This window comes from Palleniella intestinalis (genome assembly GCF_013166595.1).
GTDB lineage: Bacteria > Bacteroidota > Bacteroidia > Bacteroidales > Bacteroidaceae > Prevotella > Prevotella intestinalis.
In genome coordinates, this window is sequence record NZ_JABKKG010000004.1 from 267560 (window position 1) to 293474 (window position 25915).

The 25915-nt window shown below is 50.9% G+C and carries 22 protein-coding genes; 18 read left to right on the top strand and 4 right to left on the bottom strand.

The window, feature by feature from the left end:
• Positions 1-95: 95 nt before the first annotated feature.
• Positions 96-1244 (bottom strand): OmpA family protein, encoded by a 1149-nt coding sequence (locus HPS57_RS07575; RefSeq protein ID WP_172181765.1) that lies wholly within the window; start codon positions 1242-1244, stop codon positions 96-98.
• A 170-nt stretch (positions 1245-1414) separates the two neighbouring features.
• Between HPS57_RS07575 and HPS57_RS07580 the strand changes: the two genes are divergently transcribed.
• The 6 genes from HPS57_RS07580 (at position 1415) to HPS57_RS07605 (ending at position 6754) form a co-directional block, all read left to right on the top strand.
• Complete coding sequence (locus HPS57_RS07580) at positions 1415-2647, top strand: DUF2851 family protein (RefSeq protein ID WP_172181767.1); 1233 nt, start codon at positions 1415-1417, stop codon at positions 2645-2647.
• Positions 2644-3183, top strand: coding sequence for an LOG family protein (locus tag HPS57_RS07585; RefSeq protein WP_172181769.1), 540 nt, complete (start codon positions 2644-2646; stop codon positions 3181-3183). The genes HPS57_RS07580 and HPS57_RS07585 overlap by 4 nt, the downstream gene beginning before the upstream one ends.
• 4 nt (positions 3184-3187) lie before the next feature.
• Positions 3188-3616 carry an acyl-CoA thioesterase gene (locus HPS57_RS07590; RefSeq protein WP_172181771.1) on the top strand — a complete coding sequence of 143 codons (429 nt, stop codon included), beginning with the start codon at positions 3188-3190 and terminating at the stop codon, positions 3614-3616.
• Positions 3609-4736, top strand: coding sequence for a DNA-processing protein DprA (dprA, locus tag HPS57_RS07595; RefSeq protein WP_253946496.1), 1128 nt, complete (start codon positions 3609-3611; stop codon positions 4734-4736). Before HPS57_RS07590 ends, dprA begins: the two co-directional genes overlap by 8 nt.
• Positions 4737-4801: 65 nt before the next feature.
• The gene (locus tag HPS57_RS07600) at positions 4802-5350 is read left to right on the top strand and encodes a TlpA family protein disulfide reductase (protein WP_172181773.1); all 549 of its coding nucleotides are present in this window, start codon (positions 4802-4804) and stop codon (positions 5348-5350) included.
• A 447-nt stretch (positions 5351-5797) separates the two neighbouring features.
• Complete coding sequence (locus tag HPS57_RS07605; protein WP_172181775.1) at positions 5798-6754, top strand: T9SS type A sorting domain-containing protein; 957 nt, start codon at positions 5798-5800, stop codon at positions 6752-6754.
• Between the two features lie 139 nt (positions 6755-6893).
• Here HPS57_RS07605 and HPS57_RS07610 read toward each other — a convergent pair whose 3' ends face one another.
• The 3 genes from HPS57_RS07610 to glsA form a co-directional block, all read right to left on the bottom strand.
• Entirely contained in the window at positions 6894-7559 is a 666-nt protein-coding gene (locus HPS57_RS07610) for an SH3 domain-containing protein (RefSeq protein ID WP_172181777.1), read from the bottom strand.
• Between the two features lie 112 nt (positions 7560-7671).
• Positions 7672-8697 (bottom strand): glycine N(alpha)-acyltransferase GlsB, encoded by a 1026-nt coding sequence (gene glsB, locus HPS57_RS07615; RefSeq protein ID WP_172181779.1) that lies wholly within the window; start codon positions 8695-8697, stop codon positions 7672-7674.
• Between the two features lie 141 nt (positions 8698-8838).
• A complete protein-coding gene (gene glsA, locus HPS57_RS07620) occupies positions 8839-9669 on the bottom strand; it encodes a lyso-glycine lipid O-acyltransferase GlsA (RefSeq protein ID WP_172181781.1) in 831 nt (276 codons plus the stop codon).
• 171 nt (positions 9670-9840) lie between these two features.
• Between glsA and rsmH the strand changes: the two genes are divergently transcribed.
• The 12 genes from rsmH to ftsZ all read left to right on the top strand — a co-directional run bounded on the left by rsmH (position 9841) and on the right by ftsZ (position 25895).
• The gene (rsmH, locus tag HPS57_RS07625; RefSeq protein ID WP_172181783.1) at positions 9841-10785 is read left to right on the top strand and encodes a 16S rRNA (cytosine(1402)-N(4))-methyltransferase RsmH; all 945 of its coding nucleotides are present in this window, start codon (positions 9841-9843) and stop codon (positions 10783-10785) included.
• Positions 10782-11315 (top strand): FtsL-like putative cell division protein, encoded by a 534-nt coding sequence (locus tag HPS57_RS07630; RefSeq protein ID WP_172181785.1) that lies wholly within the window; start codon positions 10782-10784, stop codon positions 11313-11315. Before rsmH ends, HPS57_RS07630 begins: the two co-directional genes overlap by 4 nt.
• A gap of 156 nt (positions 11316-11471) precedes the next feature.
• A complete protein-coding gene (locus HPS57_RS07635) occupies positions 11472-13655 on the top strand; it encodes a PASTA domain-containing penicillin-binding protein (protein ID WP_172181787.1) in 2184 nt (727 codons plus the stop codon).
• Positions 13656-13740: 85 nt separating this feature from the next.
• Positions 13741-15192, top strand: coding sequence for a UDP-N-acetylmuramoyl-L-alanyl-D-glutamate--2,6-diaminopimelate ligase (locus tag HPS57_RS07640; protein ID WP_172181788.1), 1452 nt, complete (start codon positions 13741-13743; stop codon positions 15190-15192).
• A 32-nt stretch (positions 15193-15224) separates the two neighbouring features.
• Positions 15225-16487: a phospho-N-acetylmuramoyl-pentapeptide-transferase gene (locus tag HPS57_RS07645; protein WP_172181789.1), complete on the top strand. Its 1263-nt coding sequence runs from the start codon at positions 15225-15227 to the stop codon at positions 16485-16487.
• Between the two features lie 165 nt (positions 16488-16652).
• Positions 16653-17999, top strand: a complete 1347-nt coding sequence (gene murD, locus HPS57_RS07650) for a UDP-N-acetylmuramoyl-L-alanine--D-glutamate ligase (protein ID WP_172181790.1) — start codon at positions 16653-16655, stop codon at positions 17997-17999.
• Between the two features lie 195 nt (positions 18000-18194).
• Positions 18195-19460, top strand: a complete 1266-nt coding sequence (locus HPS57_RS07655) for an FtsW/RodA/SpoVE family cell cycle protein (protein ID WP_369811477.1) — start codon at positions 18195-18197, stop codon at positions 19458-19460.
• Between the two features lie 103 nt (positions 19461-19563).
• Complete coding sequence (gene murG, locus HPS57_RS07660; protein WP_172181791.1) at positions 19564-20664, top strand: undecaprenyldiphospho-muramoylpentapeptide beta-N-acetylglucosaminyltransferase; 1101 nt, start codon at positions 19564-19566, stop codon at positions 20662-20664.
• A 29-nt stretch (positions 20665-20693) separates the two neighbouring features.
• Positions 20694-22058 (top strand): UDP-N-acetylmuramate--L-alanine ligase, encoded by a 1365-nt coding sequence (locus HPS57_RS07665; RefSeq protein ID WP_172181792.1) that lies wholly within the window; start codon positions 20694-20696, stop codon positions 22056-22058.
• 71 nt (positions 22059-22129) lie between these two features.
• A complete protein-coding gene (locus HPS57_RS07670; protein ID WP_172181793.1) occupies positions 22130-23029 on the top strand; it encodes a cell division protein FtsQ/DivIB in 900 nt (299 codons plus the stop codon).
• Positions 23030-23061: 32 nt separating this feature from the next.
• Positions 23062-24507, top strand: a complete 1446-nt coding sequence (gene ftsA, locus HPS57_RS07675; protein ID WP_172181794.1) for a cell division protein FtsA — start codon at positions 23062-23064, stop codon at positions 24505-24507.
• 53 nt (positions 24508-24560) lie between these two features.
• Positions 24561-25895, top strand: coding sequence for a cell division protein FtsZ (ftsZ, locus tag HPS57_RS07680; protein WP_172181795.1), 1335 nt, complete (start codon positions 24561-24563; stop codon positions 25893-25895).
• Positions 25896-25915: the final 20 nt, after the last annotated feature.

The following is a 25915-nucleotide window of genomic DNA, read 5'->3' on the forward strand; positions in this document are numbered from 1 at the left end:
AAAAAAGGAGCCCCGAAGACGAGGCTCCTCTAAAATTAAATATAGAGGGTCTCTTTGTTATAAAGAAACCCTCTACACAAAAGAATTAGTTTATTTTACTTTGTTGTGTCGTTGAAGAGAGTAACACGGTTGAACTCAACTTCGTCGAAGAGTTTGTCTGTTGCGCCAAGACCTTCTGTCTCAAGACGGTCAGCAGCAATCTTGTACTTCTTAACGAGGACATCCTTAACGGCAGCAGCACGCTTCTCAGAGAGCTTCTGGTTGAGCTCCTTAGAGCCTTCCGGTGATGCGTAGCCGGAAATCTTAATTCTAGCGTTAGGATTGTTCTTCATGTACTTAGCAATCATCTCAACGTTAGACATCTGTGATCTCTCGACAACAGACTTGCCCTGAGCGAATACTACAGATGGCTGGAGGTTAGCAGCCTTTGTCTCTACTACAGGAGCCGGCTTGTTCTCGCAGTCAGAGAGAGCCTTCTTCAGACGAGCGATCTCTGCGTCTTTTCTTGAAGCAGCAGACTTGGCAGCGTCAGCCTCAGAACGTGCAGCGTTAATCTGTGCGTTGAGTGCGTCAATCTCAGCCTGGTCGCGAACCTGCTCTACAGCGAAGTTGTTTGTGCCGTTAGAGTTGCCGAACTTATAGTTTACACCAACTTTCAGAGCCATGCCTGAGCAGTTGATGTTGTACTTCATGTTGTCCTCGCAATTAGCAGCGCCCCATCCCTGAAGACCGTAAGTGAGAGATGGCTCGAGGTAAACCTGCCATGCCTTGTTCTTGCCAAGGTTAACAGCGAAATCCAAGGCTACCTTAGAAGTGAGGGCGTTAGCCTTCTCCTCAATGCCGTATGTGTGGTTCCATCCGAAACCGCCGAGAGCGATTACCTCGAATGTGCGTGGCTCACCTTTGTATCCTGCGAAGAGGTTGGAAAGGTTTGCTGTACCGAGGAGGGAGATGTTAGTGTTGTCTACCCATGTCTTTGTGTTGAACTCGGATGGCATAGAAGAGAAATGCATTGTAGCGTCAACTGCAACGCCAAATACAGTTGTGAAATTCTTGCCAATACGTACACCAAGCTCAGGAGAGAGGTTTCCGAATACAGAGTGGTGTGTGGTAGGAGCTGCTACACCGGCATTGACACCTACATAGATGTTGTCAGAAGCTTTTGAAGCTGTAACCACAGTTCTCTGTGCGTTTGCTGAAGCTGCTATCGCAGCGGCAGCAACAAACATTGCGATTTTTTTCATAATTGATAATATTTAAATAAGTGGAATACTTTAATAATAAAGCACGCTGCAAAGATACGTACTTTTTTTTAATTACCAAGCGAAAGTGAAGAAAAATTAGGAAAAAGTTGCGAAATTGTAGGAAAATGACGAACTTTGCAGCAATACATAACACTTTTAAGTTTTTAATAATGGAAAAACTGTTGCACTATTGCTGGAAACACAGGATTTTTCCTGAGGGCAAGCTCATGACAACTGACGGCAGGGAATTGGAAATCGCGGACTCCGGACTCCATAACTCCAGTTCCGGCCCGGACTTCTTCAATGCGAAGGTCAGGATAGGTGGGGAGTTGTGGGCAGGGAATGTTGAAATGCATATTGCAGCAAAGGATTGGTTCGCTCATAAGCACGACAAGGATGAGGCATACAATAATGTCATCTTGCATGTTGTCTCCCAGGCTTCCAGTGGTAGAAAGGCTGTTACGAGCAATGGATGTGAACTGCCGGAGTTTATTTTAAATGTACCCGCACACGTGCGAGAGAACTATGAAGAACTGCTAAGTGTGGACAGTTATCCGCCTTGCTATAAGAATATCCCGAATCTTACGTCTTTGAAGATACACTCATGGATGGCTTCCCTCCAGACGGAACGCCTTATGCAGAAGACCACCGCTGTCAGTGAGTACCTCCAACAGCTTGACGGCGATTGGGAACATGCCTATTTCGTGTCCCTCGCACGCAGTTTCGGTTTCGGCTCAAACACAGAAGCCCTTGAACAATGGGCCATGACACTGCCACTGAAGGCTGTCGCCCACCACCGCGATGACCTTCTTCAGGTGGAGGCACTCTTCCTCGGGCATGCCGGACTGATAAAGGATAATCCGCGCATGCAGCAGGAATACGACTACCTGTGCCGAAAGTTCTCGGTCGCACCGGTGGTGTACGACACTCTCCCTGACGGCAGCCGGCGATGCGCACCGGCATGGCGGTTCATGCGCATGCGCCCACAGAACTTCCCCGATGTGCGCATACGGCAGCTTGCACACCTTTTCCATGAGAGCCGCACCTCACTGTCCCAGCTCCTTGCCTGCGAGACAACCGAAAGTCTCGGCAAACTCCTTGGGCAGGGATTGTCAAAGAACAGTGTCAACCTTCTTATGATAAACTGTGCCATACCGATGCTTTTCGCCTATGGAAAAAGTTTCGTGAAGGAGCATCTGTGTGAGCGTGCACTTGACCTGCTTGAGCAACTTCCATCGGAGAACAATAACATCACAAGGATGTGGCGTGATGTGGGGCTTGATGTGTGCTCTGCCGGCGACTCGCAGGCACTAATCCAACTTAAAAAACAATACTGTGACCGAAGGGACTGCCTTAACTGCCGCTTCGGTTACGAATATCTGAATCAAAAAACACAAGAATGAAAATAGCGGTCTACTGTTCGGCAAACAACAACATTGCCGAGGAATATTACGAAGCCACACGCCGTCTTGGCGAATGGATGGCTGCCAACAACCACACGCTCGTATGGGGCGGTGGCAACTGCGGACTCATGGGGTGCATCGGCGATACGGTGCACGCCCATGGCGGCAGGACTGTCGGTATGGTGCCACGCGCATTGGAAAGGAGCGGACGAGTGTCGGACAACATTGATGTCTACATACCCACAAACGGTCTTGATGACCGCAAGGAACTGATGATTGCACAATCGGACATCGCCATAGCACTGCCCGGCGGCATAGGAACGCTTGACGAAATTTTCACTCAGGCGGGAGGAAACACGATAGGTTTCCATAAGAAAAAGGTTGTCCTTTATAATGTTCTCGGCTTCTGGGACACGACAATCGCCTTGCTTGACTTCATGCAGGACAACGGCATGGTGCGCGGCCATTGGAACGACTACATAATTGTGGCAAACAGCATAGAGGAACTTTCACACATAATAGAACAAACATCATAACACCATGACATACCATTACGAGACAATCATGCAGGTGCGCGACTACGAATGCGACATCCAAGGCATAGTCAACAATGCCAACTATCTGCACTACACAGAGCACACGCGCCACCTTTTCCTGCAGCATTGCGGAATTTCCTTCTCCGAAATGCACAAGAAAGGCGAGGACTTTGTCGTGGCACGCATGAACCTTCAGTACAAGATCTCCCTTTGTCCTGATGACGAGTTCCGCTCTTGTGTGCGCCTGAAAAAAGAGGGATTGCGTTACATCTTCCTTCACGACATCTACCGCCTGCGCACAAACGACGAGGGCATACAGGAGAATGACGCGCTCTGTTTCCGCGGACAGGTGGATGTTGTCTGCCTGATAAACGGGCGACTTGGCGAGAGTGAAGTGTGCAACAAGGCTTTTGAGAAGTATCTGAATGAATGACAATGTCCATAAATCACTGGCATTCCAGCGACTGACCTTCAACCATCCGCAGGCTGCCATGCGCCTTTGCCTTGCTGCAGGGACAATGGCGGAGCTGTACGACAACCGCATGGACATCCGGCAAGTGGACAATGAGGCGTCGGAAACCCTATGCTCACTGCTGCGTTCCGACTGGAAAGAGGCGTTGCAATGGGCGGAAAAGGAGGTGGAATGGTGCGCGAAAAAGGGTGTCAGCATCCATACTTTCGACGATGAAAGCTACCCGCAGCGTCTCCGTGACTGCATAGATGCGCCCGTCGTGCTGTTTTCCATAGGCAATGCCGACCTTAATGCGTGCCATACAGTCTCCATTGTCGGCACACGCCAGAACACTGCCTACGGGCAGGACTGTGTCAGCCGTCTTGTCCGTGACCTGAAAGCAATAGTGCCCGATGTGGTGGTTTTCAGCGGATTGGCTTATGGCATAGATGTCTGCGCCCATAAAGCTGCATTGGCAAACGGTGCGGAAACGGTGGGCGTTGTCGCTCATGGCTTGGATATGATGTATCCTGCGTCCCACCGCTCCATAGCTGCTGAGATGCTCGCCCATGGCGGTGTCGTAAGCGAATATCCTTCGGGGACACGCTGCGACAGACCGAATTTCCTGCGCCGCAACCGCATTGTGGCAGGTTTGGGTGACTGTACTGTAGTGGCGGAGTCCAAAGCTCACGGCGGCAGTCTTGTTACTGCACGCATCGCAAACGACTATGGACGTGATGTGTTCGCGTTCCCCGGGCGTGTCAGCGATACTTCTTCTGAAGGCTGCAACGCACTCATCCGTGACAACAAAGCATCTCTGCTCACCTCTGCCAATGACATTGTAGAGGCTCTCGGATGGCAGACGGCACAACGGCAGGCGGAGGAACGCAAGAAAGGTGTGCAGCTGGAAATGTTCCCCGACCTTTCTCCTGAGCAGCGGAAGCTCGTCGACATACTGAAGGAGGGTGACTGTCAGACGTGTGCTTTGTCAGTAAAGAGCGGCCTTCCAGTAGGGAAAGTCGTTGCCATGCTGTTTGAACTGGAGATGAAAGGCGTGGTAAGACCCTATGCCGGAGGGGTGTATCACTTGGTTATGCCATAGCGGAAGGCATCAAAATATAATATGAGTAAACAGTTTTTTGATATAAAGAAACCAAAGAAAAACGTATGAAAAAGATTTTATTGCTTACCACTTTGTTCCTCGTCTCAGCCTTTTCGACATTCGCACAAGACAAGTTCGTGCCGACGGCGGAGGAACTTGCAAAGTATCTTCCCACATTGAAAGCAGGTGATAAGACACCTGAATTGTCGGGAAAGGACACGCTCGGGGTGGTCACAACCCTTGAATCGTTCAAGGGCTCGTATGTCGTTGTGGATTTCTGGGCTACTTGGTGCGGTGACTGCCGTCGTGAGATACCTGCCCTGAAGGCACTGTATGAAGAGACAAAGGACATGCAACCTAACGGAAAACCGATGAAATGGCTCAGTTTCAGCTTTGATTTCCAAGCTGAGGCATGGAAGAATATGTTGAGGAAAGAGCGTTTCCTATGGCCGCAAATCAGCAATCTGAAGAAGACGCGTGAAGACCCGACATTCAAGAATTGGCAGCTCCGTTGGATTCCCGCGTTCTTCGTCATCGCTCCTGACGGCACGATCTGTGGCACTGCAATCACAGCTGATGGTCTGCGTGTGGAGATAGAAAAACTTGCAAAATGAAATATCTTGATATACAGGGTGTTACAGTTCTTAAAACAGTCGTGAAAGAGTCGTTTTGCGAAAGGTAACCTTTCACACGGTAAAAGATTACGATTTATATGACAAAAGGTAACGGTTTGTAATGCGAACCGTTACCTTTTTTTTTATTGTTTGTAATGGTATGTTTTCAAAAGTATTGGAAGGTGGTTTTTCTTTGTTTGGCTTTTCCGGTGTTAGAGGTCTCTAAAACATGGGGGACAGGTTAGAAAGTTTTCCCAATGTTGATAACCGTCTTGCTGCTAATAGCTGTTAAAAAAGGATAAGTAAAATAAAAATGGGGGGGGTAATTGGTGCTTTTCTGTTTTTATAGTAATTTTGTAATGGAAGAAGAGGGAGAATTCTTTTTTGTCAATTCATGCTATATCAGAGAATTATGAATATAAATTACTAACCAAAATTTACATGACTATGAAAAAAAACTTGTTTTTATGTGCATCTTTATTCCTTGCACAGAGTATTAATGCGCAAATCAGCCAGAAACCAAGCCTGTCACTAAACGGTCGGTGTATCTATGTTAATAATGCTGTGTTGGGGGCGGATGACATCCCGATAATCTACACTGTTGATTATGACGACGATAAAAATCCACGAAAAGTTGCTGTTTTTGACACAAATTTCTCCGTTATAAAGGAGTTTTCCTTTCCATTCGAGGCATTTGAACAAATTATTACCAGCTATAGAAAAGATGATAATGGAGCATGGGTAGAATGGGGTTCTCGTGATAGTTATGCAATTTCAACTCCTGCTTTCTATGAATATTTCAATCCTTCGATTTCCGTGAATAAAGAAGCTGGGTATATAACACAGACGTTCTTTAATGATGATGATAGCTATGAGTATATTCTCCCACTTATAGAAAAGGGGCATTTTGAGTATACACAAGAAGAATACGGCGAATACTACAAAAATGTCATAGACGGATATTGTATCGTTGGTGTGAAGGTTGTCAATGATAAGGGTGTAGAGGTTTGCTCTGTAAAGACAGACGCAATGACTGCCTACAAAGATTTGGAGTTGTGCATGTACAGCTTCGGAACCACTAACTATATTGAAATTGGGGATGGTGTTTATAAAGTGGATAAAACCAATACAAGCCTTACCAAGGTCGCTATGCCGGCGCATTTCTCTGTCTCTCCTACAATAGCAAGGCGCAACACTCTTGTTAATGTTAGTTTTGACGCAAGCGACAGCCCTCGTGCAATCAAGGTCATCGGCGGCAATGGCATGGAGTGTCAGAAGATAAATGTCGTCCCTGGCACTGAATCCGTTGGCGTTGACACATCACGCTTGTCACCGGGAGTGTATGTTGTTATGATGAGCGAAGGTGGCAAGAATGTTGAGAAATGTAAGATTGTCGTGCGTTGACCAATAGTAGTGTTATATATAGGAAGGCTGCCATCCGAATTTCGGGTGGCAGCCTTTTCCGTCTGTATTGGGCTCGTTTTTTTTATTCCTTGCATGACAGCGCAGTTGCTCTGTCTCTGCTATTGGAGAAATGTTTTTTTTAGTCACCCCAATTGGATGTGTCGCTCATGTCCGGGAAATAGTTTCCGTCGACAAACACTCCGCTGTTTGCTGAGAAAGCAGGGTATACTACAATAGGAGTTTCACACTTCTCCACCTTGTCATTGTAGTCTATTGTGCCGGTGAGCAGGATGTACCATCCGTTGACTGTGCCTACATAGTTTGTCTCGTTTGCACGTGCGAGTCCGGTTGTGTTGGCGTATTTTGTCGTATATGTCGCCTTCACTTTGTTGCTTTTTCCGGTTTTGTCGCCAATGAACACCCATGTCTCCTCCTGTTCCCAGTTCTTTCCTTGTTTTGTCACAGTGTATCCGGCTGTCATTTCATCGTCAGCCTCTTGCTGTGTTTTCAGGATGTCTGTGGCTTTGTAGACCTTTAATTCCTCCGGGCGGAGGTTGTCAAGCATAGTCGCGCTGATGTATGCCTTCTCTCCCGTCGGGCTTTTTACCAGTCTCCAGCCGTTATTTGCCGCTTCTGCGTAAAAGACCATGCCCTCTTTTGCCTTTCCCACGATTTTTCCTTGTGTGGACGGTGTGGCACGCATGTTTACATTATTCTTTGTGACGAACGCAAGTTCTTGCGCATTTTGCGCGTACGCTGCCATTCCGACTGCCAACGCTGCAAGGAAAATTGATAGTTTCTTCATGTTGAAAGGGTTATGTTTGTTATGTTTGCGCATAGCGCCTTTGTTGTGTAATGTGTGGTTCTTTCTTTGCAACTGTAAGACGGATGTTCAAGTCTGTCTCTCTCTTGTGCTGCTATTCCACCTCCTTGAAATCTTCGGAGGATGGCTGTGACTTGTCTTCGTAGATGACCTTGTTGGCACCGGAAGTGATGGTGCGGCACTCAGGATGCTCCTTTATGAAAGAGTCGATATGGCGAACGCGTTTCTGCTCGAATATCTCGTCAACGGCAATGAGTATGCCTGTCTCCTCCACATCGCCGAACCCGTAGTTGATGGCTGTGCCGAAGAGCTTCATTGTCGGCGACAGATTCATGTATGCATTGATAAGCGGCGGGATGTTGTAGCCCAGGGAGCGAATCTCACGGTTAAGGATTCGGTAGTTCTCCTTGAACGTCGGCGCATTGAAAAGGTTCTCGAATTCAGAGTCCGGAGTGTCTGTTTTCAGCGGTTTTATCGGTAAAATCAACGCTTCCTTGTCGCCAAAGAACTGGTTCAGGAAGTACAGGATCATGTCCCTTCCGCGACGGATGTATGACGGATACATCGTCATTTTTCCGAAATAATATTTCAGTTTGGGGTTCAGGACAGTGATTGCCCCGAGACCGTCCCACAGATTGTCAAGTGCAAAGATGCTCTTCGCACCTTTTTCGGAACTCTGGTAGCCGAGGGTGACGAACGACCTTCCAAGTTCCACTGTCTGATCCTTGTACTCCTTCAGGAACTTCTCCGAGAAGTGGAACATGTGGCTTGTCGCGAGAACAGGCTGCCCGTTCTCGTCCATATCCCAGTCCTCACCCTCCAGGAACCTGTAGCCTCCGATGATCTCCTCCTCCTCCGGGTTCCACACGATGAGCTGTTTGTAGCAGTTCTCGCAGATGTCAAATTCATCGATGTCGCACTCCTTGCCCGTTCCACCGCCGGCGGCGCGGAACGCCTCCTCACGCAAACGACCTATCTCGCGCATCGTGTTCGGTGCGTTGTGTGCAGTGATGATGTAAATTCTGTTGTGGCTTTTGTTTGTAAGGCGCAGCTGGCGTTCCTCTGTCAGTTCGCTTTTCAACAGTTCCTTTGGCACTGGTGCGATTATTGGTTGTTCCATGTTCTTTTGTTATGGTTGTGGGTTGTTGGTCTTTGTGTGTTCTTTTTGTCGATGAAATCGGAGAAAATTGTATATGTGATGTGTATTTAGTGTACTTTTCAGTGTACTATGTGTACTCGGCAGTGTACAAAGTGTACTTTTCTATTTCTGTAAATCGTAGACCTTGTCCTGTATGGTTTTTGCCCATTCCATCGGTGTTTTCGACTTGTCGAGTGACTGCCAAGGGATTGGTTTGCCGATGCTTATGCGGAAAGTCTTGTTGCGGTTTTTGTACATTTCATCGACAAGGAACAGCATTGCGATGTTGAATTTTATGTGCAGCGCCTTGCAAAGGTTTGCGATGCGGTAGAACTTGTCGGAGTTCTGTCCTCCGAAATGTATGGGAATGATGTCGCGGTGGGTCTCTATGGACTTCACCACGAAGGTCTTTGTCCATGGGATGTCGCGTATTGTGCCGTCCTTTTGGCGTCGCGAGCACAGACCGGCTGGGAACATTAGCATGTGCTTGTCCGAGGCGAAGCCCGCCTCCACCATTGCAGGGAATGCGCGGCTCTGCTTTCCGGTCTTGTTGATAGGGATGCAGAGAGGTGCAAGTCCCGGCAGGAACATCAGTTCGTCGCGGACGAGATAGGAGAAATTTCCGTCGTAGTGCTTGCCTATCAGTGCGCCGAGAGCCACTCCGTCGATTCCCCCGAGCGGATGGTTGGACACAAACGTGTACCTCCGTCCGTCGTTGGCGGGCGGAAGATTCTCCATTCCTTCGACTTGCAGATTCATGCCAAGGTATTCCACACAGCGCTGCAGCCATGGGACTCCCTTCTCGTTGCGGCTCTCCCAAAGGAATGCGTTTACCTCGTCCTCGTGGAGGATGCGTTTCAGCCAGTTGGCGAGGAAGCGTGGCACCATGTTTGCCTTGTCCCCCATTTTGCTTCTCAGCAGGCTGTCTATGTCAATGGTTTTGTTCGTACACATAATGCTGTGCAAAGGTAGTGATATTATTTTGTTTTTATCTCTTTTTGAGCAAAAAAAACACATATTTTAAGAAAGAAAATATTTTTACGAAAAAGTTTGTGTAAAAATGGTGTGGAATAGAGAAATTTTCGTAACTTTGTACTCCAAAACCGCAATAGAATAATAAGACAGTTGCAGAACGATAATCAGACATATCATGTGCCGGTTCTCCTAAAGGAGAGTGTCGATGGCTTGGCCGTCGGCGAAGGTGGTGTTTTCGTTGATGTCACGTTCGGTGGCGGAGGGCATTCGAGGGAGATATTCTCCCGTATGGACGCAAAGGGGAAACTGTTCTCTTTCGACCAGGATGCCGACGCCGAAAAGAACGCCGAAGTGACGCGTGAGGATGGCATACGCCTTGCCGGTGACGACCGCTGGACTTTCGTGCGCTCGAATTTCCGCTACCTGAAGAACTGGATGAGGTACTATGGGGTGGACGGAGTGGACGGTATTCTTGCCGACCTCGGTGTCTCAAGCCACCATTTTGACGACGAGAGCCGTGGCTTCTCGTTCAGGTTTGACGCACCGCTCGACATGCGGATGAACAAGCGCGGAGGCAAGACGGCTGCCGATATAGTCAACGAATACGACGAGAGTCGCCTTGCGGACATCATCTATCTCTACGGCGAGCTTAAGCAGTCGCGCAAGATAGCAGCAAGCATTCTCAGGGCAAGGGCTGAGAAGCCTATCCTTACAACCCGGGATTTGCTTGCCGCGACGCAGAGGTGCTTCCCCCGGGAAAGGGAGAAGAAGGATGTCACCCGACTGTTCCAGGCTCTCCGGATAGAGGTGAACCACGAGATGGACGCCTTGAAAGAGATGCTCCTCGCTGCCGGTGAGGTGCTCCGTCCGGGAGGAAGGCTGGTGGTGATAACCTACCATTCGCTGGAGGACCGTATGGTGAAGAACGTCATGAAGACGGGAAATGTCGAGGGAAAGCGCGAGCAGGACTTTTTCGGACGTGTCACAACGCCTTATGCGACGGTGTCAGGCAAGCCGATAGTCCCAACAGAAGAAGAACAGGCAAACAACCCAAGAAGCCGCAGCGCGAAACTGCGTATCGCTGAGAAAAGATGAAAGACGACGAACTTATCATAACAAACGAGGAGGAAATTGCAGTGTCCGATGACGCTGCCGCTCCTGCCGCGCAGAAGAAAGGGCGTGCCGCGAACGAACGTGGCACGGCTGAAGGCGGTGAGGAAAAAGCCGGGCCGCAGAAGCCGGAGCCTACTTTCCGGGAGGCGTTGGAGAAGGAAATCCACGAAGAAGACACCAAGCATGGGCATGACATCTCCGTGATAAAGATTCTTGGCGGTGATTTCTTCACGGCACAGATTCTCAGGAGGCAGGTGTGGCTTATGCTCCTCATAGCATGCTTTGTCGTTTTCTATATCTCTAACCGTTACAGCTGCCAGAAAAGTCTGTTGGAGATAGACAAGCTGAAAAAGGAACTGAAGGACGTGAAGTACAAGGCGTTGTCAACATCAAGCCGCCTTACGGAAATCTCAAGGCAGAGCCATGTCATTGACCGCCTGAAGGAAAACAGGGACAGTACACTTCATATTGCAGACCAGCCGCCTTTTATCATACAAGTGCCCGAACAATGATTGGCAAGGCATGTGTAAGGCTGCGACGGATGTTGTTGCGTTGAGCAAGTCCGCATACGCTGCAGAGAAGGATGACACAAGCAGCCGGTCTGCCTGCAAACAATGCTGTATTTTTATTTTGTCAAGTTTTATCCCAAAAGCAAATAGTAACCGGAAATGAGCAAATTCGATTATAAATCTTCGATGTTGCGTTACCGCATCCTCGCATGGATCATGTGCCTGATAGCTGTGGTGATAGTCTGCCGTGCTGGCTATATCATGACAGCGAAGCGAGACTATTGGATACAGGTGTCCGACCGCCTGAAGGCTGACAGTGTGCCTGTCAAGCCTACGCGCGGCAACATACTAAGCACTGACCGTCAGCTCCTTGCGTCAAGCCTTCCGGAATATATGCTTTTCGTGGATTTCAAGACGATGAGGGAAACGCAGACCGACACACTTTGGGAGGAAAAGGAGGACTCTATATGCTACGGTCTGAACCAGATATTCCCGCAGGTGTCGGCGGAAGAGTTCCGCCGGCATCTCCGTGAAGGGCGTGAGAAGCAGAGCCGCTACTGGCGAATCATCAACAAGCGTGTCAGCTATGATGTCTTTTGCGAGGTGCGCCAGCTGCCGATATTCCGCCTGCCGAAGTTCCGCAGCGGTTTCAGCTATGAAGAGTTCAATGCCCGTACGCGTCCTAACGGACTGCTTGCGTCGAGAACCATTGGTGAGATGTACGGTCTGAAAGACTCCGCGCGTTGCGGACTGGAACTGTATTACGACTCTGTCCTCCGTGGAGAGAAAGGGCTTATCAACCGTCGCAAGGTGCTCAACAAGTATCTGGACATCATGGTCAAGGAGCCTGTCCATGGCGCAGACATTGTCACAACGCTCGATGTCAACATTCAGGACCTTGCCGAACACGCCATGGTAGAGGAGATGAAGAAGGACAACGGTGAGCTTGGCGTGGTGATTGTCATGGAGGTCAAGACGGGAGACGTAAAGGCTCTTGTCAACATGAGCCGCCTTACGGACAGCAATGGCAACTACTATTACAGAGAGGTGAAGAACAATGCCGTCTCTGACCTTGTCGAACCGGGCTCCGTTTTCAAGACAGCATCAATCTTTGCCGCCCTTGACGACGGGCTCATAGACACTACAGCAGCATATAACATTGACACCGGTGGTGGTGTGTGGCCGATGTATGGCAGGGAGATGCGTGACCATAACTGGCGCAGAGGTGGCTATGGAGTGATGACTGTGCCACAGGTGCTACACTACAGCAGTAACATTGGTGTCAGCCGCCTTATAGACAGAGGGTTGTACCATGAACATCCTGAGAAGTTCGTGGAGAAGATTCACAGCCTCGGCCTTGGCATAGACTTCGACCTTCCTTTCCCCGGAGCACAGAAGCATGCCATCATCCGTAAGCCTGTACCGGCAAAGAAGAAAGGGCAGTACCTCAACTGGTCAAAGACAACCTTGCCATGGATGTCCATAGGCTACGAGACACAGATACCGCCGATATTCACAGTGGCGTTCTATAACTCCATAGCCAACAACGGACGCTTCATGCAACCGCGCTTCGTAAAGGAGATTGTCAAGGACGGACAGACGATCAAGGAGTTCCCGCCGGTGTGCCTTATAGAGAAGACATACAAGAACAAGGAGGCTCTCCACAAGATACAGGCAATACTTGAAGGTGTAGTCTCAAAGGGGCTTGGCAAGAAAGCCGGCAGCAAATCCTTCCGTGTCGCCGGCAAGACAGGCACGGCGCAGATTGCCGACCAGCACGGTTCCTACAAGTCGGGCACAGTGCGCTACTGGTTGTCCTTCTGCGGTTATTTCCCGTATGACGACCCTCAGTACACGTGTATCGTCTGCCTTAAGAAGACAGGTCTCCCTGCTTCAGGCGGCGGAATGTGCGGAGTGGTCTTCCATGACATCGCAGAAGGCATCATGGCTCACCAGCTGAAGCGTGACCACCTGACGGCGCGCGACTCCACCTCGGTGCTTGTCCCTGATGTAAAGAGGGGCAACATATTGGCGGCTGACTATGTCCTGACACGCCTCGGTATGAAGACCGGTGGCGGTTGGAAAGGCTCTTATGCCACCGGAAACCCTATCTGGGGCACGGCACAGAAGAACGCCGCATCCGTGAGTCTTGTGAAAAGCGGTGCGCCGTCAAAGTATTTCGTCCCGGATGTCATCGGCATGGGAGCCCGCGATGCTGTCTATATCCTTGAGAGCCGAGGAGTGAAAGTGCATCTGACGGGCAGAGGAAAGGTAAAGACCCAAAGCATTGCACCAAACACGAAGATAAGGAAAAACATGAAAATATCCCTTGAACTTGGTTAGAACCATAAGCAGGGAATGAACTATAGAACAAGAACAGCCCTCCTTTTATGCAGGATGTGGCATACAGAATTTATAACATGTTATCATGAAACTATCGGAAATCATCAAGAAAGTCAGCGTACTGAAGACAGTAGGCGACACTGACAAGGATATCACAGGCATAAACATCGACAGCCGCCGAATACAGCCGGGACACATCTTCGTGGCGATGAAAGGCACGCAAGTCGACGGACACAAGTTCATTCCTAAAGCCATCGAACTCGGAGCCGTGGCAATAATCTGCGAGGATATGCCTGAAGAACAATGCGAAAATGTGACATTCGTACAGGTGCAGTCATGCGAATCCGCTGTCGGTCCTGCCGCAACAATGTTCTACGGAGAGCCTTCACGGAAACTGAAGCTCGTAGGCGTGACGGGAACGAACGGCAAAACGACAATCGCCACCTTATTATATAGTATGTTCCGCAGAATGGGTCACAAGTGCGGACTACTCTCCACAGTGTGCAACTACATAGAGGATGAGGCGATAGAGGCGTCACACACCACTCCTGACCCTATCGAACTCAACCGCCTCCTCGCACGGATGGTTGAAGCAGGATGCGAATATGCCTTCATGGAATGCTCCAGCCACGCCATCGTACAGCAGCGCATCGGCGGCTTGCAGTTCGCCGGCGGTCTGTTCACCAACCTCACCCGCGACCACCTTGACTACCACGGAACGTTCGAGAACTATCGCAACGCAAAGAAACTCTTCTTTGACAATATGCCGAAAGGTGCTTTCGCAATCACCAATGCTGACGACAAGAACGGCATGGTCATGGTGCAGAACACAAAGGCCACTGTGAAGACTTACAGCACACGTGGCATGGCAGACTTCAAGGCACGCATCCTTGAATGCCATTTCGAGGGCATGCTCCTCGAAATCAATAACCGCGAGGTTGCCGTCCGCTTCATCGGAAAGTTCAATGTCTCCAACCTTCTCGCCGTCTACGGTGCCGCCCTGATGCTTGGAAAGCAGGAGGAAGATGTGCTCCTCGTCCTCTCCACACTGACGAGTGTTGCCGGACGACTCGAGCCGATACGCTCAAAGGAAGGCGTGACAGCCATAGTTGACTACGCCCATACCCCTGATGCAATCGACAATGTGCTGAAGGCAATCCACGAAGTGCTCAACGGCAAAGGACAGGTAATCACCGTCTGCGGATGCGGAGGCAACCGCGACAAGGGCAAGCGCCCTGTCATGGCACAGGAAGCCGTGCGCCAGAGCGACCGCGTAATCCTCACTTCCGACAACCCGAGAAAGGAAGACCCGGAGATGATTCTTGATGACATGGAAGCCGGACTTGATGCGGAACAGATGAAGAAAGTCCTCCGCATCACCGACCGCCGTCAGGCCATAAAGACCGCACTGACACTGGCTGCGCCGGGCGATGTGGTCCTCATCGCCGGAAAGGGGCACGAGGACTACCAGATTATCGGTGAGACAAAGCACCATTTTGATGACCGTGAGGAAGTCCGCAAGGTCTTCGGAATGTAGAAAAACAAACATAAGAGCAGCAGAAACGTATTATGCTATACTACCTTTTCCGCTTCCTGGAGCAATACGGTATCCAAGGAGCACACCTTTGGAGCTACATATCCTTCCGTGCCATCTTGGCACTCATCACCTCACTCGTCATAAGTATATGGTTCGGTGAGTACTTCATAAAATGGCTGCGCAAGCGCAATGTCAGCGAGACACAGCGCGATGTCTCCATAGACCCTTACGGCCAGCAGAAGAAAGGCGTGCCAACGATGGGCGGCGTCATCATCCTTGTCGCCATCCTTGTGCCATGTCTCCTCTTCGGAAGGCTGCGCAACATCTACATGATTATCCTCCTTGTGACAACCGTATGGCTTGGAGCGATAGGTTTCATCGACGACTATATCAAGATGAAAATCACGAAAGACGGACTGCGCCCTATCTACAAGCTCGCCGGACAGTGCCTTCTCGGCTTGTTTGTCGGCTTGACCCTCTGGCTTTCCCCTGACGCGGTCATCCACGAGAACGTGTCGATGAAGAAGCAAGGCACGGAGATTGTGGTGCACAAGAGTGAGCCTGTGAAGTCCACAATAACGACAATCCCGTTCGTGAAGGACAACAACCTCGACTACAAATGGTTCGTCGGGTTCATGGGCGAGCATAAGGAAGCCGCCGGCTGGGCTGTGTTCGTGCTGATGACAATCATCGTTGTCACAGCCGTCTCCAACGGTTCCAACCTCAATGACGGCATGGACGGCATGTGCTCCGGCAATGCCGCGATCATCGGAGTGGCACTTGGCATCCTGGCTTATGTGTCGTCGAACATGTCGTTCGCCTCATATTTTGACATCATGTATGTGCCTGGTTCGCAGGAACTCGTCATCTTCCTCTGCGCATTCATCGGCGCACTGATAGGTTTCCTGTGGTACAACGCCTATCCGGCACAGATATTCATGGGTGACACCGGCTCTCTCGCCATCGGCGGAATCATAGCCGTGACAGCCATCATCATCCACAAGGAACTGCTGATACCTGTCCTCTGCTTCATCTTCTTCATGGAGAGCGTCTCCGTGCTGCTGCAGGTTCAGGTGGCGAAATACGGCAACAAGCGCGGCAAGAAACTGCGATTGTTCAAGCGTGCGCCTATCCATGACACGTTCCGCATACAGCCCGGACAGCTTGCTCCGGACGTGAAAGTGCTGCTCAACTGGCCTCGCGGATGCTGGCTGGAGTCAAAAATCACGACACGTTTCTGGATAACCACCGTGCTGCTCGCGGCACTTGCAATAATAACTCTTAAGATAAGATAACCGGAAGGTTGTGGGTTATGGGTTGGAGGTTCATTGGTTCTCATGATGCAACATGATTCCTCATGATACAACATGATGTAACATGATATAACACAATGCCTCATTATTAATAATAAAGCTCCAACCAACACCCACACCCCATAACCCAAACCAAAACAGACGACGATGGGAAAGATAGCGATACTCGGTGCCGGAGAGTCCGGAGCAGGCACAGCAATCCTCGCAAAGAAGCAGGGCTACGACGTGTTTGTGTCCGATATGGGCACCATTCAGGAGAAATACAAGGCGTTGCTTGACGCCAACAACATAGAGTGGGAGGAAGGAAAGCACACCGCAGAGCGCATCCTCGATGCCGACGAGGTGGTGAAAAGCCCGGGCATCCCTGACACAGCGCCGCTCGTAAGGCAGCTGATAGAGCAGGGAACACCTATCCTTGCCGAACTCGAGTTCGCACAGCGTTACAGCCATGGCAGGACAATCTGCATCACGGGTTCCAACGGAAAGACAACCACAACGTCACTCATATATTATATAATGAAGAAATCCGGCGTGGATGTCGGTCTCGCCGGCAACATCGGACGCTCCTACGCCCTTCAGGTGGCGACGGAAGACCACGACTGGTATGTCCTCGAAATAAGCTCCTTCCAGCTTGACAACATGTTCGATTTCCGCGCTGACATCGCCGTGCTCATGAACATCACGCCCGACCATCTTGACCGCTACGACTTCGATTGCCTCAAGAATGGCGCGACACCGATGCAGAACTATACCGATTCTAAGATGCGAATCATACAGAACCAGACGGAGAACGACATCTTCATCTATTGGAAAGAGGATGAGCACATCTCCGAGGAACTGCGCAAGCGCATGCTCGACTACGCTCCGCAGCCTACGCCTTCAAGCCGTCCGGTGAACGACGGAATGCCGTCACAGTATGCTTTTGTCGACACGGACTTTGAGGACATGGAACTCGAGTTCTCACAGATGGGTCAGCACAACAAGCGCAATGCCCTCGCCGCCTATCTTGCAACACGAAGCGCAGGTGCCGATGAGGCTCTCGTGCGTGAGTGCCTGAAGGATTTTCCGGGTGTCGAGCACCGTCTTGAACGTGTCGCAGAAAAGGGCGGAGTGCTCTATGTCAACGACTCAAAGGCGACAAATGTCGACGCCTGCCATGTCGCTCTGAAAGCCATGGACAAGCCTACAGTGCTTATCATCGGCGGAAAGGACAAGGGCAACGACTACTCCACAATCACCGGAATAGTGAAGGAAAAGTGCCGTGCCGTGGTCTATCTCGGTGCGGACAACGCCAAGCTCCACGACAGTTTCGACAGTCTCGGGCTGCCGGTTGCCGACACTCACTCCATGAAGGACTGTGTCGAGGCTTGCCGGAGCCTTGCACAACCTGGCGACTGCGTGCTTCTCTCGCCATGCTGCGCATCGTTCGACCTCTTCAAGAACATGGAAGACCGTGGTGAGCAGTTCAAGACTCTTGTCAATGCGATGCCATGATTGACCGCATGGGATAACGAGTCAGAGTGTGTTGTCTAACACATTGATATTCGGGAGATTACAAAACGGCAAACAAAAGGTTAGACTTCACCATGCAAAAGGTAACCTTTTACATGGTGAAAGGTAACACTTTGCACCGTCAAAGGTAACACTTTGGAATAACATCCGTACACCATAGATTAACAATAAGGTAAAGTGAACAAGAAATTAGAGAATCTCTTCAAGGGAGACAAGGTCATCTGGATGATATTCTTCTTCCTCTGTCTGGTGAGCATCATTGAGGTGTTCTCCGCCTCGTCATTCCTTATATACAAGGGCGGAAGCTACTGGTTCCCTGTCATGAAGCACACGTTCTTCATCCTGATGGGCATCGGTGCCATGATCTGTGTGCTCAATGTGCCGTGCAAATACTTCAAGATTGCCACCTTTCCGCTGCTCATCGTCTCCGTGTTCATGCTCCTCTTGGTGCTGTTTTTCGGAGAAAGCACCAACGGAGCAAGCCGTTGGATGGGCATCGCCGGCATACAGTTCCAGCCTTCCGAGATAGCGAAAGGCTCGTTGGTGCTCGCCGTCGCACAGATTCTCAGTGCCATGCAGACCGAGAAAGGTGCCGACAAACAGGCATTTTGGTGGGTTCTCGGCACAAGTGTGTTCATCGTGATACCCATATTGCTGGAGAATTTCTCCACCGCAGTGCTCATCTCCGCAGTGGTGTTCTTCATGATGTTTGTCGCCCGTGTCCCGCTTTCACAGCTCGGAAAGCTCCTCGGCGTGGTCATTATCTTCGGTGTCATTGTCGTATCAAGCATTATGGCGTTCGGCAAATCGGCATCGGATGCGACGCCTGCAAACACGGAGCATGTGGAATATGCTGCAAGCGCACAGAAAGACAGGCTGGAGAAGGACGGAGAAAAGTCCGGCGGAGTGTTCCACCGTTTTGACACATGGAAGTCACGTATAGAGAAGTTTACGTCCACCGGAGAAATCTCTCCTGACGAATACGACCTTGACAAGGACGCGCAGGTGGCGCACGCCAACATCGCCATCGTCAAGAGCCAGGGCATCGGTTGCGGTCCTGGCAACTCCGAGGAGCGTGACTTCATCTCGCAGGCGTTCTCGGATTTCATCTTCGCGATCATCATCGAGGAGCTCGGACTGTGGGGGGCGGCAATCATAGCCAGCCTGTATGTGATGATCTTCTGGCGCGCCGGACATATCGCACGCAACTGCGCCAACACCTTCCCGGCGTATCTTGCCATGGGCATCGGCATGCTCCTTGTCATCCAGGCGATGTTCAACATGCTTGTCGCCGTGGGACTTGCGCCTGTCACAGGACAGCCGCTGCCGCTCGTGAGCAAAGGCGGAACGTCGACAATCATCAACTGCGTGTACATAGGCATGCTCCTTTCCATCTCAAAATCGGCGAAGAAACGCCTGCCGACAGAGAAGGCGCATGTGTGAGAAACAGGAAGGCATCATGCCGAAGCATGTTATATCATGCTTTATCATGTTACATCATGTTTCATCATGATAACAAAAACAACAACTTAACCCAAAACAACCCATGAGAATCATAGTAAGTGGTGGAGGCACCGGAGGCCATATCTTCCCTGCCGTTTCGATAGCAAATGCAATCAAGGCGCTGCGCCCTGATGCGGAAATATTATTCGTCGGCGCAAACGGACGCATGGAGATGGAGCGCGTGCCGCAGGCAGGCTACAAGATTGTCGGTCTGCCCGTGCGTGGACTTATCCGTCCTCTCTGGAGCCCGAGGAATGTCGGTGTGATGCTCGACTTCCTCAAAAGCCGCTCACAAGTGAAGAAGGTCATCCGTGAGTTCAACCCGCAGGCAGTGGTCGGTGTGGGCGGATACGCCAGCAGTCCGACACTCAACGCCGCGCATTCCATGGGCATCCCCAGCATCGTCCAGGAACAGAACTCCTATGCCGGAGTGACAAACAAGTCCTTGGCAAAGAAGGCTGTCAAGATATGTGTCGCCTACGAAGGCATGGAACGCTTCTTCCCTAAGGAGCGCATCGTCCTCACCGGCAACCCTGTCCGTCAGGCTCTGCTCGAGTGCAAGGCATCACGCGAGGAGGCACGCAAGGCTTTCGGACTTGAGCCTGAACGCCCTACAGTTCTCGTCATTGGCGGTTCGCTGGGCGCAAGGACAGTTAACGACAGCATAGCACAGGGCATCGGCGAGTTCGAGAAAGCCGGCATACAGGTGCTTTGGCAGACAGGAAAGTTCTATGCGGAGGAGTGCAAAAAGAAGGCGGAGGCTTCCGGCACCCGGCTTGTCCACCCACAGGCGTTCATTTCCGACATGGCGATGGCGTACCGTGCCGCAGATGTGGTCATCTCACGTGCCGGAGCGTCAAGCATTTCAGAGCTTTGCCTTCTCGGAAAGGCTGCTGTCCTCGTCCCTTCCCCTAACGTTGCGGAAGACCACCAGACAAAGAACGCCCGCGCATTGTCCGACAAGCAGGCAGCAGTGTTCTGTGCTGACAAGGACGCACGCCGGGAACTTGTCAGGGAAACGATAGCACTCGTCAACAGTCCTGAACGCATCAGCGCGCTTGAGCGTGAGGCAGCGAAGCTCGCTTTCCGTGATTCGGCGGAGGTGATAGCCAAGATTGTCATCGAACAGGCAGAGAAGAAATAAGGCATTAAAACAAGAAAGGCAATACAAGAATGAAGGCAATATACTTTATCGGGGCAGGAGGCATCGGCATGTCCGCCCTCGAACGCTATTTCAACAATAACGGATACAAGGTCGGAGGGTATGACAAGACTCCGTCCGCCCTTACCGAAACTCTTGTCAAGGAGGGCATCGACATACATTATGAAGACAATATAGACGCCGTTGCACCGGAGTTCAAGGACAAGGAGAACTGCGTTGTCTGCTATACTCCTGCCATTCCGGAGGACCATACAGAGCTGTGCTATTTCCAAAAGAACGGTTTCCAAGTGATGAAGCGTGCCCAGATTCTCGGCATGCTGACACAGGACAAGAAGGGATTGTGCTTCGCCGGCACTCACGGAAAGACCACAACATCGACCATGTGCGCGCATATCATGCACCAATCCCATGTCGATTGCAACGCTTTCCTTGGCGGAATATCCAAGAACTACGGCACAAACAACATCCTTTCCGACAAATCAGAGTTCGTTGTGATAGAAGCTGATGAGTTTGACCGCTCTTTCCATTGGCTCCGTCCGTGGATGACCGTCATCACATCCACTGACCCTGACCACCTTGACATCTACGGGACGGAAGAGGCTTATCTCGAATCCTTCCGCCATTACAGTACCCTCGTGCAGCCGGGCGGTGCCATTATCCTCCGCAAAGGACTGGTAATGAAGGCTGAACCACAACCGGGAGTGCGCGTGTATGAGTATTCCAAGGATGAAGGAGATTTCCATGCGGAGAACATCCGCATAGCAAACGGTGAGATAGTCTTTGACTTCATCTCCCCGATAGAGAACGTCCGCGACATCAATCTCGGACAGCCTATACCGATAAACATAGAGAACGGCATCTGCGCCATGGCTATGGCACAGCTCAACGGATGCACGGCAGAGGAGTTGCGCCACGGCATGGAGACCTACGGAGGTGTCGACCGCCGCTTCGATTTCAAGATAAAGGACGCACGCCATGTGTTCCTCTCCGACTATGCCCACCACCCGAAGGAGATTCTGCAGTCGGCACGCTCCATGCGCGAACTGTACAAGGACCGCAAGATTACTGCCATATTCCAGCCGCATCTCTACACCCGCACACGCGATTTCTACAAGGAATTCGCCGCTGCGCTGAGCATTCTCGATGAAGTTGTGCTCACTGAAATCTATCCGGCACGTGAGTTGCCGATAGAGGGCGTGACCTCCCGGCTCATCTATGACAACCTTGCGGAAGGCGTGGAGAAGCAGATTATCACAAAGGACGGTGTGCTTGATTTCGTGAAGTCTCGCGATTTCGATGTCCTTATCATACTTGGCGCGGGCGACCTTGACAGCTATTGCGGCAAGATAGCTGAAATCATACGGGCAAAAGAATAGCCTTCGGCACAAAACATGCGGAAGTATCACAACCATTGCAACAACATACTTTTAAACAATAGGACAGATAATTGAAAAAGTATATCATCATATTGATTGACATAGTCCTTGCGGTCTATCTGCTGCTTGCCGTCACTGCGTTCAACAGTCCTAAGGAACTGGTGAAGAAATGCACGAAGGTGAACATCAATATCACCGACGAGTCGACCTACGGCTTCCTTGATGCCGAGGAGATAAAGGCAATTCTCACAAAGAAAGGGATATACCCTCTGGAGAAAGACCTTGACAAAATCTCGCCACGCAAGATAGAGAGCGTGCTGCGGAACTCACCGTTTGTAAACACCGCCGAATGCTGCAAGACCACTGACGGCCATGTCCTCATCTATGTCACCCAACGCTCGCCGCTCGTGCGCATCAAAAGCCGGAACGGCGATGACTACTATATCGATGAGAATGGTGGCATAATGCCCAACTCAAAGTACACTTCCGACCTCATAATCGTCACGGGCAATGTCTCAAAACAGTTCGCAAGACAGTACATCTCGGTACTTGCCAATGCGATAATGAAGAGCGATTTCTGGCGCAACCAGGTTGAGCAAATCAATGTCAGGCAAGACTTTGGCATAGAAGTTGTTCCACGTGTAGGTGACCATATCATCTTCCTCGGCTACCTGCCTGAGGCTGCGACACAGCAAAAGAGGATAGACGAGGTCACGGCATACACCAACGAGAAGCTCGACCGCCTCGAAAAGTTCTACATCTATGGCCTGAAAGAGACAGGATGGAACAAGTATGAGACCATTGATGTGCAGTTCCGCAACCAGATTATCTGCAAGAAACATCCGCAAAAAACGCAAATACAGATCGCCACACCACCGGAACAGAAGCCCGAAAGCATTCATGACATGGCGGCAGGAATCTTGGATGGACAAGAGAAGAAGCAAGAACAAAACAAGAAACAGAATAATTAACAACAGAAAATACTCCTAAAAAAATACACATTATGCCAGCAACAAAAGAATTTTATGTAGCCATAGAACTCGGCTCTTCCAAGATTATCGGCATAGCCGGACAGAAGAAGATGGACGGAAGCATCTCCGTTCTCGCCATCGCCTCCGAGACCTCACCAACATGTATACGCAAAGGAACCGTCTATAATATAGAGAAAACAAACCAAAGCATACGCAACATAATACGCCGCCTGCAGGACCAGCTGCAGACAGAAATCGTCCGTGTGCATGTCGGAATAGGAGGACAGGGAATACGCAGTGTCGTCAACACCATCGTAAGAGACCTTGACGAAGCAACCGTAGTCAACAACTTCCTCATCGACCACATGATGGACGGCAACCGCGCCACACACTATCAGGGCAAGACAATCCTTGATGTCGTGCCACAGGAGTATAAAGTCGACTCGCAGTTCCAGCTTGACCCTGTCGGCATAGAGTGCAACCGCATAGAGGGGAACTTCCTCAACATCGTATGGCGCGACACCTTTGACCGCAACCTCTCAAAATGCTTCGAGCAGGAGAAAATGCCTGCCACAAGCTACTATTTTGCCCCGATAGCACTCGCTGACTGTGTCCTTACCGAGTCAGAGAAGCGCACCGGATGTATCCTTGTCGACCTTGGAGCCGAGACAACCACAGTATCAGTCTATTACAGGAACATCCTCCGTCATATCGTCACTGTCCCTATGGGCGGCCGTAACATAACAAAGGACATCATGTCCTTCCATGTCGACGAGATGGACGCCGAGAACATGAAACTGAAATACGCTTCCGCACTGACAAATTCCTCAGATGTCGACCCTGACATGAAGCTCAGTATCGACCCTTTGAGGTCAGTCCCTCAGCGTGAGTTCATCCCTGTCGTGGAGGCGCGTGCCGAGGAAATCACAAGGAATGCCATAGCACAGATTCCTTCCGAGTACGCCGACAAACTTGTAGGAGGCATCATCCTCACCGGCGGCGGATGCAACCTGAAGAACATAGAGCTGGCGTTCCGCAAATATTCCGATATCGACAAGATACGCATAGCAAAGGAAATCAATGTCAGTGTCAACACTGCCAAGAATGTCAACATTGACGAAAATGCCACAATCTGCACAGCTCTCTCACTCCTTGTAAAGGCTGACGGCATCTCTTCCGGCAGACCTTTGAGCGAGATTAACACACTCTTCGGTGAGGATAACGACGCCAACTCCGAGATTGCCGGCACACGCACAGGCAGCGAAATGAAACCGGGACAGATCCAGGGAGCAAGGGAACGCGAGGCGGCTGCCGAGGAAGCGCGCAGGAGAGCAGAGGAGGAAGCACGCAAGAAGGCAGAGGAAGAGGAGGCAAAGAAGGCTGCCGAAGAGGAGGAGCGCAAGAGAAACTCCACCAGAGGCAAGATAAAGCGCGGCTTCCTTGACTTCTTCAACAAGATGATCTCCCCGGAAGAATAACATCGGAGAACAAGAACGACCAATATTGAAACGTAAAACAAGAACAGTAATTTATGGCAGACAACAACAATACATTATCCAATCTCGTGGATTTCGGTGCTCCGGACAAGAAGCATAGCATAATAAAAGTCATCGGTGTCGGCGGCGGCGGCGGCAACGCTGTCAACCACATGTACCGCGAAGGCATACATGATGTGTCCTTCGTGCTCTGCAACACTGACGCACAGGCTCTCAACGACTCCCCTGTACCGGTGAAGCTGCAGCTCGGCACCGAGGGACTTGGTGCAGGCAACCGCCCTGCCCGTGCCCGTGAAGCGGCAGAAGAGACCATCGATGCTGTACGCAACATGCTCTCTGACGGCACAAAAATGACATTCATCACCGCAGGAATGGGCGGCGGAACAGGCACTGGTGCCGCTCCTGTCATCGCACGCGAGTCCAAGGCACAAGGCATCCTGACCGTCGGCATCGTCACCATCCCGTTCCAGTTTGAGGGCAAAAGGAAGATTGACCAGGCTCTTAACGGTGTGGAAGAGATAGCCAACAATGTCGATGCGCTGCTTGTCATCAACAACCAGCGCCTGCTCCAAATCTACCCTGACCTGCCTATCATGCAGGCATTCGGCAAGGCTGACGACACACTCTCCATAGCTGCAAAGTCCATTGCGGAGATTATCACCGAGCACGGTATAATCAACCTCGACTTCAACGATGTCAAGACAGTCCTCAAGGACGGCGGAGTGGCAATCATGTCCACAGGCTACGGCGAAGGCGAGGGTCGTGTGAAGAACGCTATCAGGGACGCTCTCGACTCTCCACTGCTCAACAACAAGGACATTTACAACTCAAAGAAAATCCTCCTTGCCATCTATTCCTCTGCCGAAAAGAACGCCCAGGGGCTTATGATGGACGAGATGAACGACGTCAACGACTTCATGGACGGCTTCAGCGATGAGATAGAGACCAAATGGGGACTGTTCAGCGACCCTGAACTTGGCGACAAGGTCAAGGTCACAATCCTTGCCACAGGCTTCGGAATCTCCTCTGTCGACGGGCTCTCCGAGCGTGTCAAGAAGCAGAACCAAGAAGAGGCTATCGCCGAAGCTGCCAGGGCTGAGGCTGAAGCGAAGAGGGATGAGCGCCGCCGCAAGTACTATGGCGACACTGACAACAAGTTCGTGCGCCGTGCTGCCAATGTCTATATCTTCAACGCCGAGGACTTGGACAACGACACAATCATCGACGCCGTGGAGAACACTCCTACCGCAAAGCGCACACGCCAGCAGCTCAATGACCTCATCAGCCAGTCGACAGGCGCACCGCACCGCATCGACCTGTCAGGCAGTGACCATGGGGCGGACAAGGTGAAGGTCATCAGCTTCACGTAAGACACAGGGAACCGGAAATG

Bases quoted from the DNA above. Each gene is read 5' to 3' on its own strand.
- HPS57_RS07575 (WP_172181765.1), bottom strand. From the start codon at position 1,244: ATGAAAAAAATCGCAATGTTTGTTGCTGCCGCTGCGATAGCAGCTTCA.
- HPS57_RS07580 (WP_172181767.1), top strand. From the start codon at position 1,415: ATGGAAAAACTGTTGCACTATTGCTGGAAACACAGGATTTTTCCTGAG.
- HPS57_RS07585 (WP_172181769.1), top strand. From the start codon at position 2,644: ATGAAAATAGCGGTCTACTGTTCGGCAAACAACAACATTGCCGAGGAA.
- HPS57_RS07590 (WP_172181771.1), top strand. From the start codon at position 3,188: ATGACATACCATTACGAGACAATCATGCAGGTGCGCGACTACGAATGC.
- dprA (WP_253946496.1), top strand. From the start codon at position 3,609: ATGAATGACAATGTCCATAAATCACTGGCATTCCAGCGACTGACCTTC.
- HPS57_RS07600 (WP_172181773.1), top strand. From the start codon at position 4,802: ATGAAAAAGATTTTATTGCTTACCACTTTGTTCCTCGTCTCAGCCTTT.
- HPS57_RS07605 (WP_172181775.1), top strand. From the start codon at position 5,798: ATGAAAAAAAACTTGTTTTTATGTGCATCTTTATTCCTTGCACAGAGT.
- HPS57_RS07610 (WP_172181777.1), bottom strand. From the start codon at position 7,559: ATGAAGAAACTATCAATTTTCCTTGCAGCGTTGGCAGTCGGAATGGCA.
- glsB (WP_172181779.1), bottom strand. From the start codon at position 8,697: ATGGAACAACCAATAATCGCACCAGTGCCAAAGGAACTGTTGAAAAGC.
- glsA (WP_172181781.1), bottom strand. From the start codon at position 9,669: ATGTGTACGAACAAAACCATTGACATAGACAGCCTGCTGAGAAGCAAA.
- HPS57_RS07630 (WP_172181785.1), top strand. From the start codon at position 10,782: ATGAAAGACGACGAACTTATCATAACAAACGAGGAGGAAATTGCAGTG.
- HPS57_RS07635 (WP_172181787.1), top strand. From the start codon at position 11,472: ATGAGCAAATTCGATTATAAATCTTCGATGTTGCGTTACCGCATCCTC.
- HPS57_RS07640 (WP_172181788.1), top strand. From the start codon at position 13,741: ATGAAACTATCGGAAATCATCAAGAAAGTCAGCGTACTGAAGACAGTA.
- HPS57_RS07645 (WP_172181789.1), top strand. From the start codon at position 15,225: ATGCTATACTACCTTTTCCGCTTCCTGGAGCAATACGGTATCCAAGGA.
- murD (WP_172181790.1), top strand. From the start codon at position 16,653: ATGGGAAAGATAGCGATACTCGGTGCCGGAGAGTCCGGAGCAGGCACA.
- murG (WP_172181791.1), top strand. From the start codon at position 19,564: ATGAGAATCATAGTAAGTGGTGGAGGCACCGGAGGCCATATCTTCCCT.
- HPS57_RS07665 (WP_172181792.1), top strand. From the start codon at position 20,694: ATGAAGGCAATATACTTTATCGGGGCAGGAGGCATCGGCATGTCCGCC.
- ftsA (WP_172181794.1), top strand. From the start codon at position 23,062: ATGCCAGCAACAAAAGAATTTTATGTAGCCATAGAACTCGGCTCTTCC.
- ftsZ (WP_172181795.1), top strand. From the start codon at position 24,561: ATGGCAGACAACAACAATACATTATCCAATCTCGTGGATTTCGGTGCT.